Origin of the sequence: Exiguobacterium alkaliphilum, assembly GCF_018138125.1 — a bacterium.
Classification (GTDB): domain Bacteria; phylum Bacillota; class Bacilli; order Exiguobacteriales; family Exiguobacteriaceae; genus Exiguobacterium; species Exiguobacterium alkaliphilum.
On the sequence record NZ_CP073101.1, the window covers coordinates 2522227 to 2541620 of the forward strand.

At 54.4% G+C, this 19394-nt stretch carries 22 protein-coding genes; 6 read left to right on the forward strand and 16 right to left on the reverse strand.

From position 1 onward, the window contains the following. Nucleotides 1–17: 17 nt before the first annotated feature. From copZ to KB235_RS13040, 11 genes are all read right to left on the reverse strand, one after another. Nucleotides 18–224 carry a copper chaperone CopZ gene (copZ, locus tag KB235_RS12990; protein WP_034807450.1) on the reverse strand — a complete coding sequence of 69 codons (207 nt, stop codon included), beginning with the start codon at nucleotides 222–224 and terminating at the stop codon, nucleotides 18–20. Beyond that, nucleotides 217–2331 carry a heavy metal translocating P-type ATPase gene (locus tag KB235_RS12995; protein ID WP_034807453.1) on the reverse strand — a complete coding sequence of 705 codons (2115 nt, stop codon included), beginning with the start codon at nucleotides 2329–2331 and terminating at the stop codon, nucleotides 217–219. Before KB235_RS12995 ends, copZ begins: the two co-directional genes overlap by 8 nt. 12 nt (nucleotides 2332–2343) lie before the next feature. Beyond that, a complete protein-coding gene (locus KB235_RS13000) occupies nucleotides 2344–2646 on the reverse strand; it encodes a metal-sensitive transcriptional regulator (protein WP_034807456.1) in 303 nt (100 codons plus the stop codon). A gap of 89 nt (nucleotides 2647–2735) precedes the next feature. Beyond that, on the reverse strand, nucleotides 2736–4280 hold the full coding sequence (locus tag KB235_RS13005) for a fatty acid--CoA ligase family protein (RefSeq protein ID WP_034817767.1): 1545 nt from the start codon (nucleotides 4278–4280) through the stop codon (nucleotides 2736–2738). A gap of 102 nt (nucleotides 4281–4382) precedes the next feature. Then, a complete protein-coding gene (locus KB235_RS13010; protein ID WP_246514221.1) occupies nucleotides 4383–4856 on the reverse strand; it encodes a PTS sugar transporter subunit IIA in 474 nt (157 codons plus the stop codon). Nucleotides 4857–5012: 156 nt separating this feature from the next. Beyond that, a complete protein-coding gene (locus tag KB235_RS13015; RefSeq protein WP_211779864.1) occupies nucleotides 5013–6002 on the reverse strand; it encodes a lipoate--protein ligase in 990 nt (329 codons plus the stop codon). Nucleotides 6003–6071: 69 nt separating this feature from the next. Further along, nucleotides 6072–6959, reverse strand: a complete 888-nt coding sequence (locus KB235_RS13020; RefSeq protein WP_246514222.1) for a Cof-type HAD-IIB family hydrolase — start codon at nucleotides 6957–6959, stop codon at nucleotides 6072–6074. An 88-nt stretch (nucleotides 6960–7047) separates the two neighbouring features. Then, on the reverse strand, nucleotides 7048–8433 hold the full coding sequence (gene hemG / locus KB235_RS13025) for a protoporphyrinogen oxidase (protein WP_034807467.1): 1386 nt from the start codon (nucleotides 8431–8433) through the stop codon (nucleotides 7048–7050). Continuing rightward, nucleotides 8426–9355, reverse strand: coding sequence for a ferrochelatase (hemH, locus tag KB235_RS13030; RefSeq protein ID WP_034807469.1), 930 nt, complete (start codon nucleotides 9353–9355; stop codon nucleotides 8426–8428). The genes hemG and hemH overlap by 8 nt, the downstream gene beginning before the upstream one ends. Then, on the reverse strand, nucleotides 9352–10401 hold the full coding sequence (gene hemE, locus KB235_RS13035) for a uroporphyrinogen decarboxylase (RefSeq protein WP_211779866.1): 1050 nt from the start codon (nucleotides 10399–10401) through the stop codon (nucleotides 9352–9354). The genes hemH and hemE overlap by 4 nt, the downstream gene beginning before the upstream one ends. 116 nt (nucleotides 10402–10517) lie before the next feature. Further along, nucleotides 10518–10823 (reverse strand): MerR family transcriptional regulator, encoded by a 306-nt coding sequence (locus tag KB235_RS13040; protein ID WP_034807472.1) that lies wholly within the window; start codon nucleotides 10821–10823, stop codon nucleotides 10518–10520. 128 nt (nucleotides 10824–10951) lie between these two features. Here KB235_RS13040 and KB235_RS13045 point away from each other — a divergent pair, with 128 nt between their 5' ends. Next, nucleotides 10952–12250, forward strand: a complete 1299-nt coding sequence (locus KB235_RS13045) for an ammonium transporter (RefSeq protein WP_034817770.1) — start codon at nucleotides 10952–10954, stop codon at nucleotides 12248–12250. A 187-nt stretch (nucleotides 12251–12437) separates the two neighbouring features. On the opposite strand, the gene KB235_RS13050 is transcribed toward KB235_RS13045, so the two are convergent. Both KB235_RS13050 and KB235_RS13055 read right to left on the reverse strand, forming a co-directional pair. Then, the gene (locus tag KB235_RS13050; RefSeq protein WP_211779867.1) at nucleotides 12438–13568 is read right to left on the reverse strand and encodes an ABC transporter permease; all 1131 of its coding nucleotides are present in this window, start codon (nucleotides 13566–13568) and stop codon (nucleotides 12438–12440) included. Beyond that, on the reverse strand, nucleotides 13565–14302 hold the full coding sequence (locus KB235_RS13055; protein ID WP_034817773.1) for an ABC transporter ATP-binding protein: 738 nt from the start codon (nucleotides 14300–14302) through the stop codon (nucleotides 13565–13567). The genes KB235_RS13050 and KB235_RS13055 overlap by 4 nt, the downstream gene beginning before the upstream one ends. A 167-nt stretch (nucleotides 14303–14469) precedes the next feature. Between KB235_RS13055 and KB235_RS13060 the strand changes: the two genes are divergently transcribed. Next, a complete protein-coding gene (locus KB235_RS13060; protein WP_024371796.1) occupies nucleotides 14470–14721 on the forward strand; it encodes a GlsB/YeaQ/YmgE family stress response membrane protein in 252 nt (83 codons plus the stop codon). Between the two features lie 52 nt (nucleotides 14722–14773). On the opposite strand, the gene KB235_RS13065 is transcribed toward KB235_RS13060, so the two are convergent. Beyond that, nucleotides 14774–15820, reverse strand: a complete 1047-nt coding sequence (locus KB235_RS13065; RefSeq protein ID WP_211779868.1) for a hypothetical protein — start codon at nucleotides 15818–15820, stop codon at nucleotides 14774–14776. A gap of 131 nt (nucleotides 15821–15951) precedes the next feature. Between KB235_RS13065 and KB235_RS13070 the strand changes: the two genes are divergently transcribed. After that, nucleotides 15952–16380 (forward strand): HIT family protein, encoded by a 429-nt coding sequence (locus tag KB235_RS13070; protein WP_034817775.1) that lies wholly within the window; start codon nucleotides 15952–15954, stop codon nucleotides 16378–16380. Between the two features lie 37 nt (nucleotides 16381–16417). On the opposite strand, the gene KB235_RS13075 is transcribed toward KB235_RS13070, so the two are convergent. Continuing rightward, entirely contained in the window at nucleotides 16418–16747 is a 330-nt protein-coding gene (locus KB235_RS13075; protein ID WP_034817776.1) for a hypothetical protein, read from the reverse strand. Nucleotides 16748–16921: 174 nt separating this feature from the next. Between KB235_RS13075 and KB235_RS13080 the strand changes: the two genes are divergently transcribed. Further along, nucleotides 16922–17278 carry a hypothetical protein gene (locus KB235_RS13080; protein WP_246514224.1) on the forward strand — a complete coding sequence of 119 codons (357 nt, stop codon included), beginning with the start codon at nucleotides 16922–16924 and terminating at the stop codon, nucleotides 17276–17278. Nucleotides 17279–17338: 60 nt separating this feature from the next. Continuing rightward, nucleotides 17339–17902 carry an HTH-type transcriptional regulator Hpr gene (locus KB235_RS13085; RefSeq protein WP_034817778.1) on the forward strand — a complete coding sequence of 188 codons (564 nt, stop codon included), beginning with the start codon at nucleotides 17339–17341 and terminating at the stop codon, nucleotides 17900–17902. Here the strand turns inward: KB235_RS13085 and KB235_RS13090 are convergent. Beyond that, on the reverse strand, nucleotides 17886–18206 hold the full coding sequence (locus tag KB235_RS13090; protein ID WP_246514225.1) for a DUF1878 family protein: 321 nt from the start codon (nucleotides 18204–18206) through the stop codon (nucleotides 17886–17888). The genes KB235_RS13085 and KB235_RS13090 overlap by 17 nt on opposite strands. Before the next feature lie 169 nt (nucleotides 18207–18375). On the opposite strand from KB235_RS13090, the gene KB235_RS13095 reads away from it, so the two are divergent. Further along, nucleotides 18376–19365, forward strand: coding sequence for a peptidylprolyl isomerase (locus tag KB235_RS13095; protein WP_051690364.1), 990 nt, complete (start codon nucleotides 18376–18378; stop codon nucleotides 19363–19365). Nucleotides 19366–19394 lie beyond the last annotated feature (29 nt).

Consider the following 19394-nt stretch of genomic DNA (forward strand, 5'->3'; position numbering starts at 1 on the left):
CAAGGGCGGGATCTCGGTCAGGCGTTTACGTCGTAGCCTTGCTCTTCAATCGCTTCAATCATTTTTTTCACCGATACGTGATCGTTATGAATCACGTCGACGCGGTGGTCTTGGAGTGACACGATTGCCGACTCGACACCTTCTAATTCCGTCAAAGCGCCCTCGACGGCCGCCTTGCAGTGGTTACATGTCATGCCTTCTACTTTCAATACCGTTTCATTCATGTGGATGTCCTCCTTGTGTTTTCAATCGTAACGCGTTCAAGACGACCGAGACCGAACTGAACGCCATCGCCGCGCCGGCGATCCAAGGCGCGAGTAGCCCCGCCGCCGCGACCGGGATACCAAGGCTGTTATAGGCGAGCGCCCAGAACAAGTTTTGACGGATGTTTTTCATCGTCAACCGGCTCATCTCGAGGGCTCGGTTCACACCGACGACGTCTTTGCCCATCACTGTCACATCGGCCGCCTCCAAGGCGACGTCTGTGCCGCTCCCAAAAGCGATGCCGACGTCTGCGACGGCGAGCGCCGGGGCATCGTTCATGCCGTCCCCGACCATGGCGACGCGGCCTTTTTTCTTCAGCGCCTCGACGTGGTCGGCCTTCTCGACGGGGAGCACCTCCGCGATCACGTTCGACGCGGGGATACCGAGTTCACGGGCCACATCGAGCGCGACTTCCTTACGGTCACCGGTCAAGACGTAGACGGCCCGCGTCTTCGCGAGTTCGGCCACGACGTCACGGCTCCCTTGTTTCAAGCGGTCCTTCAATCCGAACGCCGCCTGGATCCCGGAAGCATCCGCCACATACACCGGCGTCATCGCTCCCATCTTCCAATCGGGCAAGCTGAATCCTGCTTCTTCCATTAAGCGAACCGAACCGATGAGAAGTTCATTCCCATCCACGACCGCTTTCAATCCTCGACCGGCGAGCTCTTCCATTTGTTCGACCCGCCCCGTCCCATCAAGCTTCCCAATTGCCGTCGCGAGCGGGTGCGTCGACTGGCGCTCAGCCATGACCGCTTGGCGCATCAACGTCTCATCTCCGAACGTGGCTACCACTTCCGGCGTCCCGTTCGTGAGCGTACCCGTCTTATCAAAGACGACGATGTCGGCCCCGTTCAACGACTCGAGCTGACCGCCACCTTTGAACAAGACGCCCTGCTCGGCGGCACGGCCTGTCCCGACCATGATGGACGTCGGCGTGGCGAGACCGAGGGCACATGGGCAGGCGATGACGAGTACCGCGATCGAGGATCGAATCGCCATATCCAAATTACCGAACCCGAACGCCCAGACGGCGAACGTGACCGCACTGATGGCGACGACAATCGGGACGAAGACACCGGAGATGCGGTCGGCCTGCCGTTGAATCGGAGCTTTATCGGTCTGGGCCTGCTCGACGACGCGCACGATTTGAGCGAGCATCGTCTCACTGCCGACACGTTCAGCCTGCATCACCACGCGGTGCGACCGGTTGATCGTCCCGCCGACAATTTCTGCGCCCATCGCTTTTTCAGTCGGAATCGATTCACCTGTTAACATTGATTCATCGATGATCGTCTCACCCTCGATGATTCGTCCATCGACCGGTACTTTTTCACCCGGTCGGACGACGAGCATATCTCCGGCGCGGACGAGTTCGACCGCCACGGCACGTTCTTCACCATCGACGAGGAGAATCGCTTCTTTCGCCTGAAGCGACAAGAGCGATTTGAGCGCATCGGTCGTTTTCTCTTTTGCCCGCGCCTCGAGCCATTTCCCGACGAGGACGAGCGTGATCAACACCGCACTCGTCTCAAAGTAGAGTGCCGGGTGCATCGGGTGGGCGAGCATCTCGAACACCGAATAGAAGTAGGCAGCCGACGTCCCCGTCGCGACGAGGACGTCCATATTCGCACTGCCGCTCTTCAAGCTTTTGTATGCCCCTTGATAAAACTGCGCCCCAATCCAAAACTGGACCGGCGTCGCCAGGGCGAACTGCCACCACGGGTTCATGAGCCAATCGGCATGAAACATGAACCCCGGGATGTGCGTGATCATGACGAGCAACAGCGGGGCCGATAGGAGCGACGAGATGAGTACTTTCCGTTCGAGCGGACGCAAGTCCCGCTTTGGCGTCATCTCGACTTTGTGTGCTGCCCCGTAACCGAGTTTCTCGATGCGGGCGATCAGCTCTTCCTCGGTGATGCCGTCTTCGACACGGATCGTCGCCGTCTCAAGCGGCAAGTTGACGGTCGCTTCGACACCGTCCATCTTATTCAACACTTTTTCGATTCGGGCCGAACATGCGGCGCACGTCATCCCTTGAATCGAGAGTTCGACGGTTTTCATGAACAGACCTCCCTACTTTTTAATGCGGTTGACGATTGTCATCAATTCGTCAATGTACGGGTCCATATTTTCCGTCTCACTGGCATGGACGAGACATTTCCGCATATGTCGCTCGAGCAAATGCAACTCGACTTGTTTGAGCGCGGCTTGAATCGCTGACGTCTGCGTCAAAATGTCGACACAGTAACGGTCGTTCTCGACCATCTTTTGAATCCCTCGGACTTGTCCCTCGATCCGGCGCAGCCGTTTGCTGAGCGCTTCCCGTTCGGCATCGTCCCGCGGGACGATCGGTTGCTCATGCATGAATTCTTCCATGGTTATCACCTCACCACCAATATACCCCTACCCCGTAAAGGTGTCAAATGTAGTGCACAAAAAAGAGCGACAACACGTCGCCCCTTCGTTCAACTGTTTTGGAACGCCTCGCTCTTCAAGACGGTCCGTAAAATCTTCCCGGTCGTGTTCCGTGGCAACTCGTCAATCAACTCGATTTGCGTCGGTTGCTTATATTTCGCGAGCTTCGTCGCCGCGAACGAACGGATGTCCTCGATCGAGACGTCCTCCCGCGTCACGACGAACGCCTTGACCGCCTCGCCTTGCTCGGCGTCCGGTACTCCGATGACCGCCGCTTCGACGATTCCCGGATGTTGATACAACACTTCTTCGACTTCGCGCGGATAGACGTTATAGCCGCCGACGATGACCATATCTTTCTTCCGGTCGACGATGTAGAAGTAGCCGTCTTCATCCCGTCTAGCCAAGTCGCCCGTATAGAGCCAGCCGTCTCGAAGCGTCACCGCCGTCTCTTCAGGCAGCTTATAGTAGCCTTTCATGACGTTCGGCCCGCGGACGATGAGCTCCCCGACTTCATCGACACCGACCTCTTCTCCGAGCTCATCGACGATCTTATTCTCCACATGGACGATGGACGGTCCAATCGATCCGGCTTTCCGTTCCCCGTGGAGCGGGTTGAAGCATGTCACCGGAGATGCTTCAGACAAGCCATACCCTTCGAGGATCTTGCATTCAAACGTCGTCTCGAACGTCTCGAGCAACTGGACCGGAAGGCTCGCCCCGCCGGAGACGAAGATACGGACGTGCTTCAAAGCCGACGTATAGGCCGGGACTTTCAGCGCGGTCTGCAGGAGGAAGTTGTACATCGTCGGCACGCCCGCGAAGATGGTGACGCGATGCTTCGGAATCAAGTCGAACACGTCCTGTGGCGAGAATTTCGGCAGGATGACGATGGTCGCCCCGCGTAGTAACGGCGCATTGACGATGACCGTGAGACAGAAGACATGGAACATCGGCAACGCGGCGAGCGCTTTGTCGTCCGGAGTGATCTCCAAATATTCCCCTATCGATTGCGCGTTGGAGTATAGATTCCGATGGGTCAAGAGGGCTCCTTTCGGTTTGCCTGTCGTCCCGCTCGTATACAAGATGACGGCGACTTCCTCTTCGTCGACGAAGTGTAACGTCCCACCTGAGCCTTTAAGCGCGTCGGCGAACGGTAAGAACTCGATGGCGCCACGTTCAGCTTCGGCCGGCACGTCGGCGTACGGTACCGAGACGACGAGTTTCAATTGCGGCAGTTGCGACAGCGCCGCTTTCGCTTGGGCGATGAGCGGCGATAAGCCAACAATCGCCTTCACGTCCCCATCAAGTAAGATATACGCCATCTCGTCGGGCGTGTATGTAGGGTTGATTGGAATCACGACCCCGCCCCGTGCGAGCACCGCGAAGTATGAAATCAAAAACGCCGGGCTATTGCCGAGGACGAGGGCGACGTGGTCGCCTTGATTGACCCCTTTTGCTTCAAGCGTCGACGCCATCGCCTGCACTTGTCCTAAAAATTGTTCGTAGCTGACCGTGTCTTCCCCAAACACGTAGGCCGCTTTTGCTGGATGTTCAGCCACTACATCTCGTAACGCCGTGACTAAGTTTGCCATAGTAATCCCCCTTTTGAATGAATGACGGTTCACTTTTACGCCGTAAAAAAGAGCACGGGCTCCGCGCTCTTTTTTAGTTAGTTCTATTGTACATGAAACTGTTCAGGAAGAAAACGCTTTCGAATCCATCGTCTGCAAATGGTACAATCCGCTTCGACTCTTTATGTGCGCGAGTGCCTGAAGCGTCTCATCATCCATCAGCAAATCGTCCATCAGTTTATGGAACGCTTCCCGTCGCGCCTCTGTCGTCGCCGTGACAAAAAACAACATCTCGGCCCGGACCGGTTCGCCGGTGATGCTGAGGACGTCGAACGGATGGTTCAAGTGAAGTAGCGTGATCCCATCTTCTCGCGTCACGTGACGCGGTACATCGATGACGGCGACCGGGACGGCCACATCCGCCACGCCGGACGGAATCGTCCGCTCCTGTTCGAGCACTGCCCGGGTGAACGTTCCGTCGACGATGCCTCTCCCTTCTAATTCTAAGCCGATCGCCTGTACAGCCCGATCGAACGTCATTTGATCGGTCACCCACAATTGGTTCGTGTCCATCCATTCTGTGATGAAACGGTACATCTTGATTCCTCCTCCACGTCGTCGCTCGTTACGAAAGCGCTTGCACTGAATATGATACGCCTCTACCCGAGCCGTCGCAACGCCACCGTCAATGTTTCACGAAACTGCCAAAAAAGGATGGTCTCGCGTTGAGACCATCCTGACCGTAGAGCCGCTTCAGCTAATAAGATCGACGAGTTCTTCGAGCTCGACGTTGCCGAAGTAATGTTTGATGTCAAGGTGTGACAATTGTTCCCGAATCGCGCCTCGTTCGAAACGCGTCCCGACGAGCGCTTGCTCGACGTCATGGATATCGCCGACACCGAAGAAGTCACCGTAAATCTTCGCCTCGGTGATCGTCCCTTTGTTGACGTTCAAGCGGACGTCAATCGTTCCGATTGGGAAGCGGCGTTTCGACTCGACATCAAACTTCGGTGACTTGCCAAAGTTCCAGTCCCAGTTCGCGTAACGTTCCTTCGAGATGTCTTGGACGATTTCCCAGTCTTCGTCACGAAGCACGTAACGCTCTGGTTCTTTTCCATCATAGATTGAATGAAGGAGTGCCTCGATGAAGTGCTCCATCGCCATCTCACTTTCCAAAAACTCGGTGATGTTCGCGACGCGGCTCCGGACCGACTTGATTCCTTTCGAGCGCATCTTCTCTTCCGAGACGTTGAGCGAGTTGACGACTTCTTCGATGTTCGAGTTGAACATGAGCGTGCCGTGGCTGAACATGCGACCGCGTGTCGTGAACTGGGCGTTACCGCTGATTTTACGTTCGCCGACTTGGATGTCGTTGCGTCCCGTCAGCTCGGCTTCGATACCGAGCTGTTTGAGCGCATCGACGATCGGTTGCGTGAACTTCTTATAGTTGTTAAATGAGTTGCCGTCATCTTTCGTGATGAAGCTGAAGTTCAAGTTGCCCTCGTCATGATAGACGGCACCCCCGCCTGAGAGACGACGGACGACGTCGATGCCGTTCTCTTCGATATACTTCAAATTGACTTCTTCCGACGTATTCTGGTTTTTGCCGATGATGATGGACGGTCCGTTAATGTAGAACAAGAAGTAATCCTCATGCTCGACGTTCAAATGCTTGAGGATATACTCCTCGACCGCCAAGTTGAGCTTTGGGTCCCGGATATCCGGATTGAAGATGAATTTCACGCTGTTTGTCCTCCTAGTGACTAGTCATACGTTCATTATACGAGACGACCGCTCAGCTCGACAAATGAATTACTTCCATTCGCCGTTCATGACGCGCTTCAATGCTTTCGCGACGCCATATTCGTCATGGCGCTCCGTCACGTGGTCACTGATTTTAATCAATTCTTCGTGGCTGTTCGCCATGGCGATGCCTTTCCCGGCCACTTCGAACATCGGGACGTCATTCAAGTTATCGCCGATGACGACGACATCTGACAAGTCGACGCCGAAATGCTCGGCGAGCTTCGTGACGCCGTGTCCTTTATCGGCCCCGTTCGCCATCACCTCGATGTTGTCGTCGCCCGACGAAGTCACGTAGACGCCGTCGACTTGTTCATCGATTTCGGCCCACAAGGCAGACATCTTCTCAAAATGGCTCGAGAAGGCGATGAACTTATAGACGCGTCCCGCCTCGTGTTGGATGAAATGTTCGATATCTTCCACAAGTTTCACATCTTCGTTCACGTAATAACGTTTACGGAAGAACTCGTACATCTCGAGCGAACGATCGTCACCGTTTTGCTTCAAGTTCTCCATTGCAGCTTCGATTAAATCCATACGGCTCGCCACGAGTCCGGCCTCCGAGTACATCTCATAGAAGACGTCCGCATACTTGTGGTCTTGATGAAGCACGGAGACGACTTTTAATGCGTCCTCGGTCGTCAAGTCGATTTCGTGGAGCACCTCACCCGTCTCCGTCAACACCCGTCCCCCGTTCGACGAGACGATCGGGCACGACAGGCCGACCTCATCGAGAATCTCTTTCGCGTTGAAATAATTGCGTCCCGTCGCAATCGCAAAGCGAATCCCTTGTGCTTCCGCCTCGCAGACGACCTCGGCCGTCTCTTTCGCGATCCGCGTGTGGTTATGCAAAATCGTGCCATCCATATCCGATACGAACAGTTTGTACGTTGCCATCAACATCCACTCCTTTTTCTGTTTCGCCCTTAACTATAACAAAAAGAGAGGCGTTCGGAAAAATCCAACACCTCTTTTCACAAAAAGCTTACACGTGCTCACCTAACGTTTTGACTTGTTCATGGACGCTCTTGATGCAGTCCGGCATGCCAATCCCGTCGTAGGCGATGCCCGCTAAGAGCACGCCAGGATAGACCCGGCCCAGCTCGGCTCGGAGGGCACGCACCCGGTCCGAATGGAAGACGGCGTAGGGCGGCAAGCCGTCGCGTAGACGACTGACAACCGTTTCAATCGGGGCACCTTTAATCGTCATCAAGCGGCCGAGGTCACCGAGCGCGGTCGACACGATCGTCTCATCGGACGCCTCGACGATGTCATCGGCCCCCGGACGCCCGAGGAAGACACGCAATACGTGATACCCTTCCGGTACGGCGTGCGGCCATTTTTGGTCGATGAACGTGCACGCTGTGATCGTCACGTCCGCTTCTTGACTCGTCACGAACCCGGTCCCGACGAACGGCAACTCGATGTCGTCTTGTTTAAAGACGAGCGAGCACGTCGCCGTCGCGTGTGGTTTCATGTCCGCCAAGAAGTCGCTGTCGACTTTCGGTAAAAACTGACGGATGAGGCGCGGCGGCACGGTCAAGATTAAGTGGTCGGCCTCCTTGTCGCCACGATTCGTGAGCAACCGGTACCCGTCCTCGACCTCTTCGACGTGTTCGACGAAGCAGTTCAAGACGACCTCGGTCCGCTCAAGGCGCTCCGCGAGCCGGTCGGTGAGCGACTTCAAGCCACGCTTGAGCGAGGCGAACTGCCCGACTTTCTTCGCCCCGACTTCGGCGACACGCTGTTCGGGACGAAGATGGCGCATCCCTTCATACAGGTTGCCGTACTTTTTCTCTCCTTCGATGAACTGCGGGAACGTCGACAAGGCGCTCATCTTGTCGATATCTCCCGCGTAAATCCCGGAAAGAAGCGGTTCAATCAACCGGTCGACGATTGGGTCGCCGACGCGCTCACGTAAATATAATCCGAGCGACACGTCCGTTTTCGGCGGTTCAACGTCCGGTGGCGCGAGTAGCATCGCTCGGAGCGCGGCATGTTCTTCTTCCGATAAGAGCGTCGTGTCCTTAAACGCATCGACGTCGAGTGGGATGCCCATGACCGTTTGTTTCGGGATGGGATGCAGGCCGTCATGATGGAGGACGTACGCCTGACCGACACCGTTTCGTACGATCTCGTCACCAAGGCCGACCTCATGAATCAACTCCGTCATCGCCGTCTTGCGGAATACGTAAGAGTCTGGTCCCCGTTCGACCGCGAACTCCCCCGTCTCGAACGTGTCGATTTTTCCGCCGAGACGGTCCGTCGCCTCGAGCAGCGTGATTGTAACGTCCTCCGGCAAATATTTCTCGGCATAAAAAGCGGCGGTGAGACCTGTGATCCCACCACCGACAATCGTTACATTACGCATGATGTACGATCACGCTTTCCATGCGATCGGCGATGGCTTCAATGAAGCTCCGCTCCGCGTTTGGCATGTTCGGGCGCGCATAGTGAACGCCTAAGCGGTCACAGACGACTTTACACTCGACGTCGTTATCGAAGAGCACCTCGAGGTGATCCGCGACGAAACCGACCGGTGTATAGACGAACGCTTCGTATCCATGCTTTTCATAAAGTTCAGCCGTCAAATCTTGCACGTCTGGTCCGATCCACGGGTCAGGAGTGTTCCCTTCCGACTGCCAACCCACTTCGTAATGCGGTACGCCAGCGGCTAACGCAATCTTGTCCGCCGTCTCTTTCAATTGATCCGGGTACGGGTCGCCGCCTGCCAAAATCTTCTCGGGAAGACTGTGCGCCGACACGATCAAGCAAGCCTTCTCGGCCGGGACCGGCAAGTTCGCGAACGTCGCTTTGATCGCTTCGGCCCACCAGTTGATGAACTTCGGCTCGTCATACCACGACTCGACCGAACGAATCTCGATGCCGTATTTCGAAGCTTCTTCGTGGGCGCGGCCGTTATACGACTTGACGCTGTATGACGAGTAGTGCGGGGCCAATACGACCGACACCGCTTCTTTAATGCCGTCGTTCGCCATTTGCGCGACCGCATCCTCGACGAACGGTTCGATATGTTTCAAACCGATATACAATTTGAACTCGATTTCGCCGACGTGACGCTCGTTCAAGATGTCGCGAAGCGCTTCGGCTTGGTCGACCGTGATTTTCGCGAGCGGTGACACGCCACCGATTGCTTCGTAGCGCTCCGTCAAGTCCTGAAGCGCTTCCGGTGATGGCTTACGGCCATAACGGATGTGCGTGTAGTAACGCTCGATGTCTTCCGGTTTGTATGGTGTCCCATATGCCATGACGAGTAATCCGACTGTTTTCATAATGATTTACCTCCCATTTTTTCACGTGAGTAGTCATGAATGAACGCTGTCAATTTGACGAGTACGGCTGGATCGACTTCCGGGAACACCCCATGTCCCAAGTTGAAGACGTATCCGGGTTGCTTCATGCCTTCATCGAGAATTTCTTTCACTTTCGCCTCGATGACCGGCCACGGTGCGAGCAAGTATGACGGGTCTAAGTTTCCTTGGACCGCTTTCGTGATGCCACGTCCGCGTGCTTCATCTACGGATAGACGCCAGTCGAGGCCGACGACGTCGAGCGGCAAGTCGTGCCATTCCTCGATTTGGTGGCTCGCCCCGACGCCGTGCATGATGAGCGGGATATCAAGTCCACGAAGCTCACGGAAGATCCGTTCTGTCGTCGGCTTGATGTAGCGGGCGTAGTCTTTCCGGCTGAGCGTGCCGACCCATGAGTCGAACAGCTGGAACGCTTGAATCCCGGCCTCGGCCTGCGCTTTCGCATACGTGATGACCATGTCGCCGAGCTTGTCCATGAGCGCGTTCCATACGTCCGGTTCCGCGTACATGAGCGCTTTCGTACGATGATAGTTCCGTGACGGACCGCCTTCAATCATATAGCTCGCGAGCGTGAACGGCGCGCCCGAGAAGCCGATGAGCGGCACGTCGAGGCGCTGCCGGAGCAAACGGATCGTCTCGAACACATACGAGATGTCATCCGGGTTAAGCGGCTTCAAGCTCTCGACGTCGGCCATCGTCCGATATGGGTTATCAATGACCGGACCGATGCCGCTCTTGATTTCCACATCGACGCCCATCGATGGGAGCGGTGTCATGATGTCTTTATATAGAATGGCCGCGTCGACGCCGAGTTGTTTGATCGGGAGCTCGGTCACATACGCACACAATTCTGGGTCGTGTGTGATCTCGAATAATGTCCTCGTCTTTTTAATCTCCCGATATTCCGGCTGGTAGCGTCCCGCTTGGCGCATGTACCAGACTGGCACATAGTCCGTCGCCTCTCCTCGAAACGCCTTTAAAATAGTATCGTTCATACGTCGCGTCATTCCCCTCTTTAATTCTCCTACACTCTTCTTCTATAGGTATGTGAACTCAAAAACATTATACAGAAATTAATTAGAATAATGCTAATGTGAAGCATTTTCATTATGTTTTCTTTGTGTCATTTCTTTGTCGGATACGTCCGGAAGGCCGAATTGAGCTGTCCACGGATGAGATCGTCACGCTGTTTCGCCGACAGACGCTTCTCTCGCTCTTTAATATCTTGGATACGCCACCCGTCCTCGAGTTTCGAGGCGACGTCAATCAAGCGCTCGACGTCATGGAAAGAATATTTGCGTGAACCACCTTTCGTCCGCTCCGGGAAGATGAGTCCCTTCGCTTCATAATAACGAATTTGGCGTTCAGACAGCCCCGTCAATTCCGTGATGACGCCCATTCCGATCACTTTCTTCGTTTTATAGTCCACCACACCCATCCTCCTTTTAAAAAAACTATGTCAGATAATCTGACAAAATGCAATCCACCCTTGTTTATTCGCATTACACTGAAAACAACTTTTCACCCACACCGATGAAAAAAAGGAGGAATCGCAACATGGAAGACATTATGTATTATATGGACACGCTGTTCGTACTCATCGCGGCATTGCTCGTTTTGACGATGCAACTCGGCTTCGGCCTGCTGGAAACGGGAACGCTCCGGGCGAAAAACGCCGGGCACGTCGCCGTCAAACAAATCATCAGCCTCTCTGTGGCGGCACTCGCTTTTTGGGCTGTCGGATTCGGACTATCCTTCGGGGACGGGACGCGCTGGTTCGGAACGGAAGGGTTCTTCTTGAACGGTTCGTTCACAAGCTTAGACTGGGCAAACGTCTCGATCGACATCAAGTTCTTGTTCCAGTTATCGTTCGTCGCGGTCGCACTCGCCATCGCATGGGGTGGATTCGCAGAACGGGCTAAGCTCTCTGCTTACGTCCTATTCGGCATCTTCTTCGTCGCCATCCTCTATCCGATCGTCGCCCGCTCGGTTTGGGCCGGTGGACTGCTCGGATCGATGGGGATGCAAGACTTCGCCGGTTCGGCCGTCGTCCACCTTCAAGGCGGGATGGCCGCGCTCATGGCAACGATCATCTTAAAACCACGTCGGAAGACAGAGTCGCTCGCTGGTCACAACCACGTCCTAACGGTCGTCGGCGGACTTGTCCTCTGGCTTTGCTGGTTCGGGTTCAACGCCGGATCGACGATGTCAGTCGCTGACGGGTTCTTCGGTTACGTCGCCCTCACGACGATGCTCGCCACGGCTGCCGGCGCACTCGGGGCGCTCGCCATCGTCATGGTCCACCGGAAGAAAGCCGATATCCCGACAGTCGTCAACGGTGTCCTCGGGGCGCTCGTCGCCATCACGGCCGCTTGTGCGTTCGTCGAACCGTGGGCTGCCGTCATCATCGGGGCGCTCGCCGCGGTCGCCACATACGGGACGAGCCTCCTCATGGCGAAATACGTCGACGACCCGCTCTGCGCCTTCTCGGTTCACGGCGTCGCCGGAATCATCGGAACGCTCGCCCTTGGCTTCTTCGCCTCACCACGACTCGTTGACATCACAGGTATCGGCTCGGCCGGTCTCTTCTACGGTGGTGGTCTCGGTCAGCTCGGCGTTCAGGCGCTCGGCGTCTTGATTGCCATGGTCATCGCCGGTGGCGGAAGCTATGCGTTCTTGAAACTTCTCGACGTGACGATTGGGCTTCGTGTCACGGAAGAGCAAGAAGACATCGGACTCGATATCGCCGAGCACGGCATCTCGGCTTACGGCGAAATCGAAGAACAACCGGATACACCGACACGTCTCCCGAAAATCCTCGGATCGAGCGTCTCGGTCATGTCTCCTAAGAAATAAAACGAAGGACACTCGCCTAGCGGGTGTCCTTCCAGACTGTAGACAAAACATTGTCTGCAGTTTTTTTATTTGTCCGACCGGGCACAGCTCGCTTTTCTGGGGGCAAGCGGAGGCGCCAAGAGGATGAGCGAAAACATTCTGTTAGTCAACAATCCGAAGGACACTCGCCTAGCGGGTGTCCTTCGTTTTATTTTAATCTAGCCAAATAATAGCGCACGATCCCATAAGCCAAGACGAGCCCGACGAGCGCGTCCCACGTCCCGCCAAATAGAAGGGACACGAGCCCAAGCCCAATTGCCTGCATGACCAGGAGACGGAGAGTCCACCACTTGTAGGCGGCCAGCCGCTCGGCGCGCGTGATCGGGAGCCATGACGCGATCGAGACGGAGTCGAGTCGTTTGAACAGCGGGACGAGTTGGAGCGCCGTCAAGCCGACGAAGAGCGGGACGACCAACCCGACGTACCAACCGCCAGACAACCACATGACCAGAATGGCGACGAGCGACAACCGGAACATCAAGTCGAGCGAGTCGTTCGACCGCACGATCCGTAACCCATACACGTATCGGGCCGCGTCGGTACGTTTAAGTAAATAACGGTTCATGACGTTCACGATAAACGGTCGTGCCTTCACCTCTTCTCGCATGTCCGGCAAATCGACGAACCAGCTGACGACCCGGTTGAACTGTGCCTTGCTCGCCTGTTCGAGGACGAGCCAGTCCGCGAGCGGGATGCGTTCGTTTCGTTTGATGTGTAAATAGATGAGCGCCAACAGCGGCGGCACCGGCGTGACAATCGGGAATCCGACGAGCATGACGCCCGCACTGAAGAAGGCACTGACGACCCCGACGTAACGGATGCTTTCAAGCTTCGCTAGGCGGCCGACGACAGACAACAGGACGCTCGTCGCGATGATTGCGAGCACCTCGCCAGGCGTGACGTCGAGCGTCCGGACGAGAAGTGGCAACACGACAAGCATGAGCAGGACGGCACGTACAGACGCAAAGACGACGTTGAACAGGCGAACACCGTTCATATAAGCCCGGATGTTTCCGAGTTCCGGTAGTAAAAAGACTTGATCCGCTTCTTGCAACAGCGTCCGCGGTCGGTGACCGAGCGGCAAGACCAAGAACGCGAGCGCGACGACCCAGGCGCTCGGGAACGAAGCGTCGAGCCCGCTCAAAAATTGATTGTAGACGAAAGCGCCGTAGATGAGCGTGAAGTAGAGCGTGAACAATAGGCCGCCGTTCGCCACGTAGCGGCTATATTTCACGACGTCCTCGACCCAGACACCAAACCGTTGTCGAAATACGTTCATCGTTTCCGCTCCTCGGCCTCAATCGCCTCGACGTAAATATCATCGAGCGACGCGAGCGCGTCGAGCCCGTACGTCTGACGCAATTCCGCTGCCGTACCGGTCGCGATGACGACGCCTTGATGTAAGAAGACGAAGCGATCACAGTGGCGTTCCGCCGTCTCAAGGATGTGGGTCGACATCAAGATGGCGCTGTCTTCCTTATATTCGTCAAACAATCGCAGCAGCTGTCGAATCGCGAGCGGGTCGAGTCCGACGAACGGCTCATCGACGATGAGGAGCGGCGTCTTCGTCACGAGCGCACATAAAATCATCGCCTTTTGACGCATCCCTTTCGAGAAGACCGACGGGAACCAGCCTAGTTGCTTCTCCATCCGCATATCTTTCGCCAGACGCAGCGTCCGTTCTTCTAACTCTTCGTCTGGTAAGCCATACGCCTTGCCCATGAGCGCCAAGTGTTCCCGGAGCGTCAACGTCTCATACAAAATAGGGGTCTCGGGTATATAGCTTATTTTTTTACGATAGTTTTTTTCGGAAGATTCTAACGTCTCCCCGTCGACCGTGATCGTCCCGGACAACGGATTGAGCAATCCTAAAATATGTTTAATCGTCGTCGACTTCCCGGCTCCGTTTAGCCCTATCAGCCCGACGAGCTCCCCTTTTTTCACTTCAAACGAAATATCGTGCAGCACTTGCTTTCCTATATAACCGCCGTTCAACTTGTCGACGTGCAACATGAAAACTCCACCCCTCATTTTCAACTTTTTTTTGTGATATATGTTTTAAAAGCTGTCACATGGGAATAATCTGAACTGTAAGGCATTTTAAAACTTATTCAATACTTCCATTGTTCCATAAAATTGTTAAGAAGGACAATGGACAAAACAGAAAGGAGAATGTTTTTATGGGTTGGATTATCACGTTAATTGTCGGGGGTATTATCGGTTGGTTAGCAGGTCTTATTTTAGGTAAGGATGTGCCAGGTGGCGTCATCGGGAACATCATTGCCGGGATCATCGGTGCTTGGCTTGGCGGCCTCATCTTCGGAGACTTCGGTCCTGCAGTTGGCGGCATTGCCATCGTACCAGCACTTCTCGGTGCGATTATCTTGATCTTGATCGTATCGTTCGTCATGAAATCAATGCGTAAACGCTAATCACATGCCTACCGAAAACGGGACCCTCATCATCGAGGGTCCCGTTTCTCGTTCAGCGGATGACGACGTACAGTTTGCCGTCCCGTTCCAAGAAGCGTTCATCCGTTTGAAAACCGAACAACGTGAAAATTGACTCGAGGAGCGGCCGGTCGTAACGCCACTCCGTCCCACCGTCCACCTCGATTCGCTCGGCCGGCTCACCAATCAACGCAATCAAGTCATCCGGGCTTTTGGCGAGATCGATGTCGATGCGACTGACGCGACCGCCGTCAAACGTCACGTCAAACCCGTCATAGCGCCACACGCGCTCCGTTTCGCTCACCGGCTCGCCGACGGCTTCCTTGACCGCGTCCGTTCGCTTATTCATAAGCCCGTCAATTACTTCGATGGCATGGCCCGTCTGCGCCTCGACCTCGATTTCAATCAGCTCGGTCCGATCGAGGTCGAACTGTCCCGCGATCACTTCGCTCGTCTCCGGTCGCAGGGAGAAGGCGAGCTCGTCCACGTCGACAAGCGTCACCGTCTCTTCCTGTGTCCGTGTCGTCCCGTCCACGACCGCGACCGCTTTCACGTCGTATCGTCCCGGCATCCGGTCGAGGGTGACGGTCTCCCCCGCTTCTTCGAGTCGCGCGGCTTGAATCCCGTCCACCCAGACGTTCGTGTACGGGACATCGGTCGTCACGGTCAATTGTTTCGGTAACAGCTCAATCCGATAATCGGAGAAGCCGAACCGCCCTTCCCCTGTGTCAATCAGTCGGAATAAGCCATCCCCGCTCGCTGCTGCGTCTTCACGGTCGGTCACGACTTCGGCGATCGCCTCGCTACGAATGCTCGGTTCGTCGTTCAACCAGCGGATGAAGCGGAGCGTCTCGGCCCGTGTGAGCGGCTCGTTCGCATATTCGACGTTCTGTTCAAAAAATCCGACATCCTCGGTCAACAGCGCTTCTTTGAATCGAACATGAATCCGTTCGTTTTCAGCAGCCGGTTGATATCCTAAGAAATAGATGAGGCCAGCCGCGACGAGAAAGACAGTCGCGCTCAGGAGACCGATTCGTAGCCGTCGCTTCCGGTCATGTCTTTTTTTACGCTCATAATTCACGTGTCTGCCTCCTGTTCCGTTTTTGTTCCCTCTATTGTAGAGGAGGTGCATCGATTCGGACAATCGTTCTTCCGCCCGAGCTTCCGTGTTATGATGGAGACGAGTATTCCTATTCGATTGGAGGACGTGCCATGCATACTGAAGATAACTGCATTTTTTGTAAAATCGTCAAAGGTGAGATCCCGTCTCACAAAGTCTACGAGGACGAGTCTGTCGTCGCCTTTCTTGACATCTCGCAAGTGACGAACGGTCATACGCTCGTCATCCCGAAACATCACGCCCGGAACATATACGAATTGCCCGAGGCGGTCGCATCGGACGTATTCAAAACGGTGCCACGGATTGCGAACGCGATTCAACGCGAGACGGGCGCAATCGGTATGAACATCTTGTCGAACGCCGAGGAGATCGCCGGTCAGACCGTGTACCATTTCCATATCCACCTCATTCCGCGCTTCGGTCATGACGACGGGTTTGGGGCCAAGTGGGAGACGCACGCCGACGACTATTCACAAGACGCCCTCAAGACATTGGCGGCGAACATCTCAACGCACGTATGAACGAAACGGACCAGGCGCACGACGCCTGGTCCGTTTTTTATGTCGAATTGATCGAATCGTGGTGGCGTTTCCGCTCCTCCTCGATTTGCGCCCGTTCGACTTGTAATTTGATCGCCTGTTCGTACAGCTGCTGACGCGATTTGACAGATTCGGCATGTTCAAATTGTTTTCTTAATTCGTGTAGGCGGGCATCTATTTCCATGAGGCGCTTTTCTAATATCGTTTGTTTGCGCTCTTGTTCATTCAACTCCGATGCTTCGTACCCTGCCTCGAGTGCTTTCATGATCGTATGTGCCCAAGTGTCATCTCCGAGTCGTTTCGCCGCGTTGTACAGGTCCAACATGTCATCGACCCAACGCTTTTGCATATTCACTGGAGGTCACCTTCCTTTACCTATATTTTAAAATAAAAAGATTTTTCGGTCAAAATTGAATGTTCTGAAAAATTTTATTTGAGATATAGGTTTTTAATCTCTCTTTTTTGGTAAAATAATATGAAAAGAATGTATTCTAGCATCATCGTGCTTAAGGAGGGGAATGTATTGTCGAGTCACAGTCGTCGAGATTGGGTTGCTTTCGGCTTCGTCGTAGCGTTTTTAGGGGTTGCGACCGTGAAAAAACTCGCGCGCGGAACGGCGAACGATGCCGCTTCGACGCAACATCGCGCGTCTACAATCACTACGTTGAAAGAACAATTCCAAAAAGTAGCGGCCAACGCGTCGCATGTCGCGCAAGCAGGAAAACTGCAAGGGAAAGAATTAACGGAGCAAGTGAAAGCCGAAGTCGAACGCTATCAGCAAGACATTCAGCCTTCAATCGAGCGGATCCAAGGAAACCTTAACGAGCTTTCAAACGTACAGTCAGATATGACCGAAGCGAAAGCGAAACAGACCAACTAAGCGGTCTGTCCTCATCGTCCGTCGTTTTAGTCACTTTGTATCCGGAAAGGGTGGATCGAGATGGAGCAAGAAAAAGAGTTCACTGGCCCTGAGGCCATGTTGTATAGCCATAAAATCATTCAACTCAGTAAAGCATTGTGGAAGACGGTCGAGAAGGACTGGCAAAATTGGATTAAACCGTTCGATTTGAACATCAACGAGCATCACATCTTGTGGATTGCGCACGCGCTCGGGGGCGCCTCAATCTCGGAAATCGCCAAGTACGGCGTCATGCACGTCTCGACGGCGTTCAACTTCTCGAAAAAGTTAGAAGACCGCGGTTTGCTCACGTTCTCAAAGAAAGAGACCGACAAGCGCAACACGTACGTCCAATTGACGCCAGAAGGTGAGGCGCTCTTGCTCGAGACGATTCATGCGTTCGACCCGGAAGAAAACGGCGTGTTCCGTGCTTCGTTGCCGCTCCAAGAACTTTATGGGAAGTACCCGGACTTGACGGACATCACCGCGATCGTCCGTCGCCTCTATGGGGACAACTTCATGGACATTTTCGCAGAGACGTCGAAGATGATCACCGAAGAGGCCGGTCGTCGCCCGGAAGACGACGACATCACGAAAGAAGCTTGACCTGCCGATAGAGCGGTTCGGTCACGTCGAGCGCAATCTGTTGCTTGACGCACGCCGCCAAGATTGTTTCAGGATCGAGCGCCGGGTGTAACATGCCGACGAAATTGACGAGCAAGGGTTCTACGGACGACAAACCGTAGCGTCCTTGCTCGTTTTGTTGTTGGCGAATCTCCTCTAACAAGGCGTAGAACGCTTCGACGTCGTCTCGCGTCAAGTTCGCCCGAATGACTTCATATTCGAAGGGCCGGTCCGACCAGTCGACCGACTGCATCAACAGCTCCATTTGATATGACAATTGTTTCATTTTCTCTTCTAACGACACGTTTCCCACCCCATCATTTCACATTCTCTTTTACCATTATACGATACGTTTCTGTGCTATGATACTGTACAGGCAACAGAACAGCTGTCATGATTTAGAAAATGTGATATAGTCGGACATAGAAACTTATTGATTTTTAGGGGTGGAATATATGTCAAACGGAATGACAAACGAACCAAAGAAACAAGATAAGAAGTTTTCAACGGGCGCCCTCGTCGGCGCATCTGCACTCGCTCTCGTCATCGGCGCAGGCGGCACGTACGCTGCGACAAACGGCGGCGGCGCATCGGACGATTCGACTGTCGTCTCATTCGAAGGCGGCGAGATCACACGCGGTGAAATCGCGAACATGAGTTACGACCGCATGGTCCCACAACTCGCGTTCCAAGAGACGATGAACGAACTTCTCGAAAAAGAGTACGGCGACAAAGTCGAGCAAGACAAAGTCGAAGAAGAGTACAGTAAAACAGAAGAACAGTTCAACTCGACAGAAGAGTTCGAACAAGCGATTCAACAAGCCGGCATGAGCGGCACGGACGAGTTCAAAGAGGCACTCCGTGGCCAGATGCTCGTCGATGCAGCAAAATCTGAGCTCGTCGACGTGACGGACGAAGAAATCGAAGCACAGTTCGCGAAGGAAAACGTTGAAGTCCAAGCGAGCCATATCCTCGTCGAGACGGAAGAGGAAGCACAAGACATCATCAAGCAGTTGAATGACGGTGCGGACTTCGCAGAACTCGCGAAAGAGAAATCGACGGATACAGGTTCTGGTGAACAAGGCGGCGACCTCGGCTACTTCTCAGCCGGTGCGATGGTGCCTGAATTCGAAGAGTACTCGTTCCGTGAAGATGTCGTCGGCGAAATCTCTGAGCCGATTCAATCACAGTTCGGATACCACGTCATTAAAGTCGTCGACCGCAAAGAGAAAGACTTGAAGCTCGAGGATGAGAAAGATCGCATCCGTGAAGAACTCGCAGCCGAGAAAGCAGCATCGGTTGATGCGAACAAGATTTACGCCGAGTTGATTGAAAAATATAACGTCGACGTGAAAGACGCGAAAGCCTCGCAACAGTTCGATGCAGTCAAAGAAGCTGTGAAAGCCTCTGAAGAAGCACCAGCTGAAGAATCAACTGAACAATAAGCCATAAACGGTCGCCCTCACAAATGAGA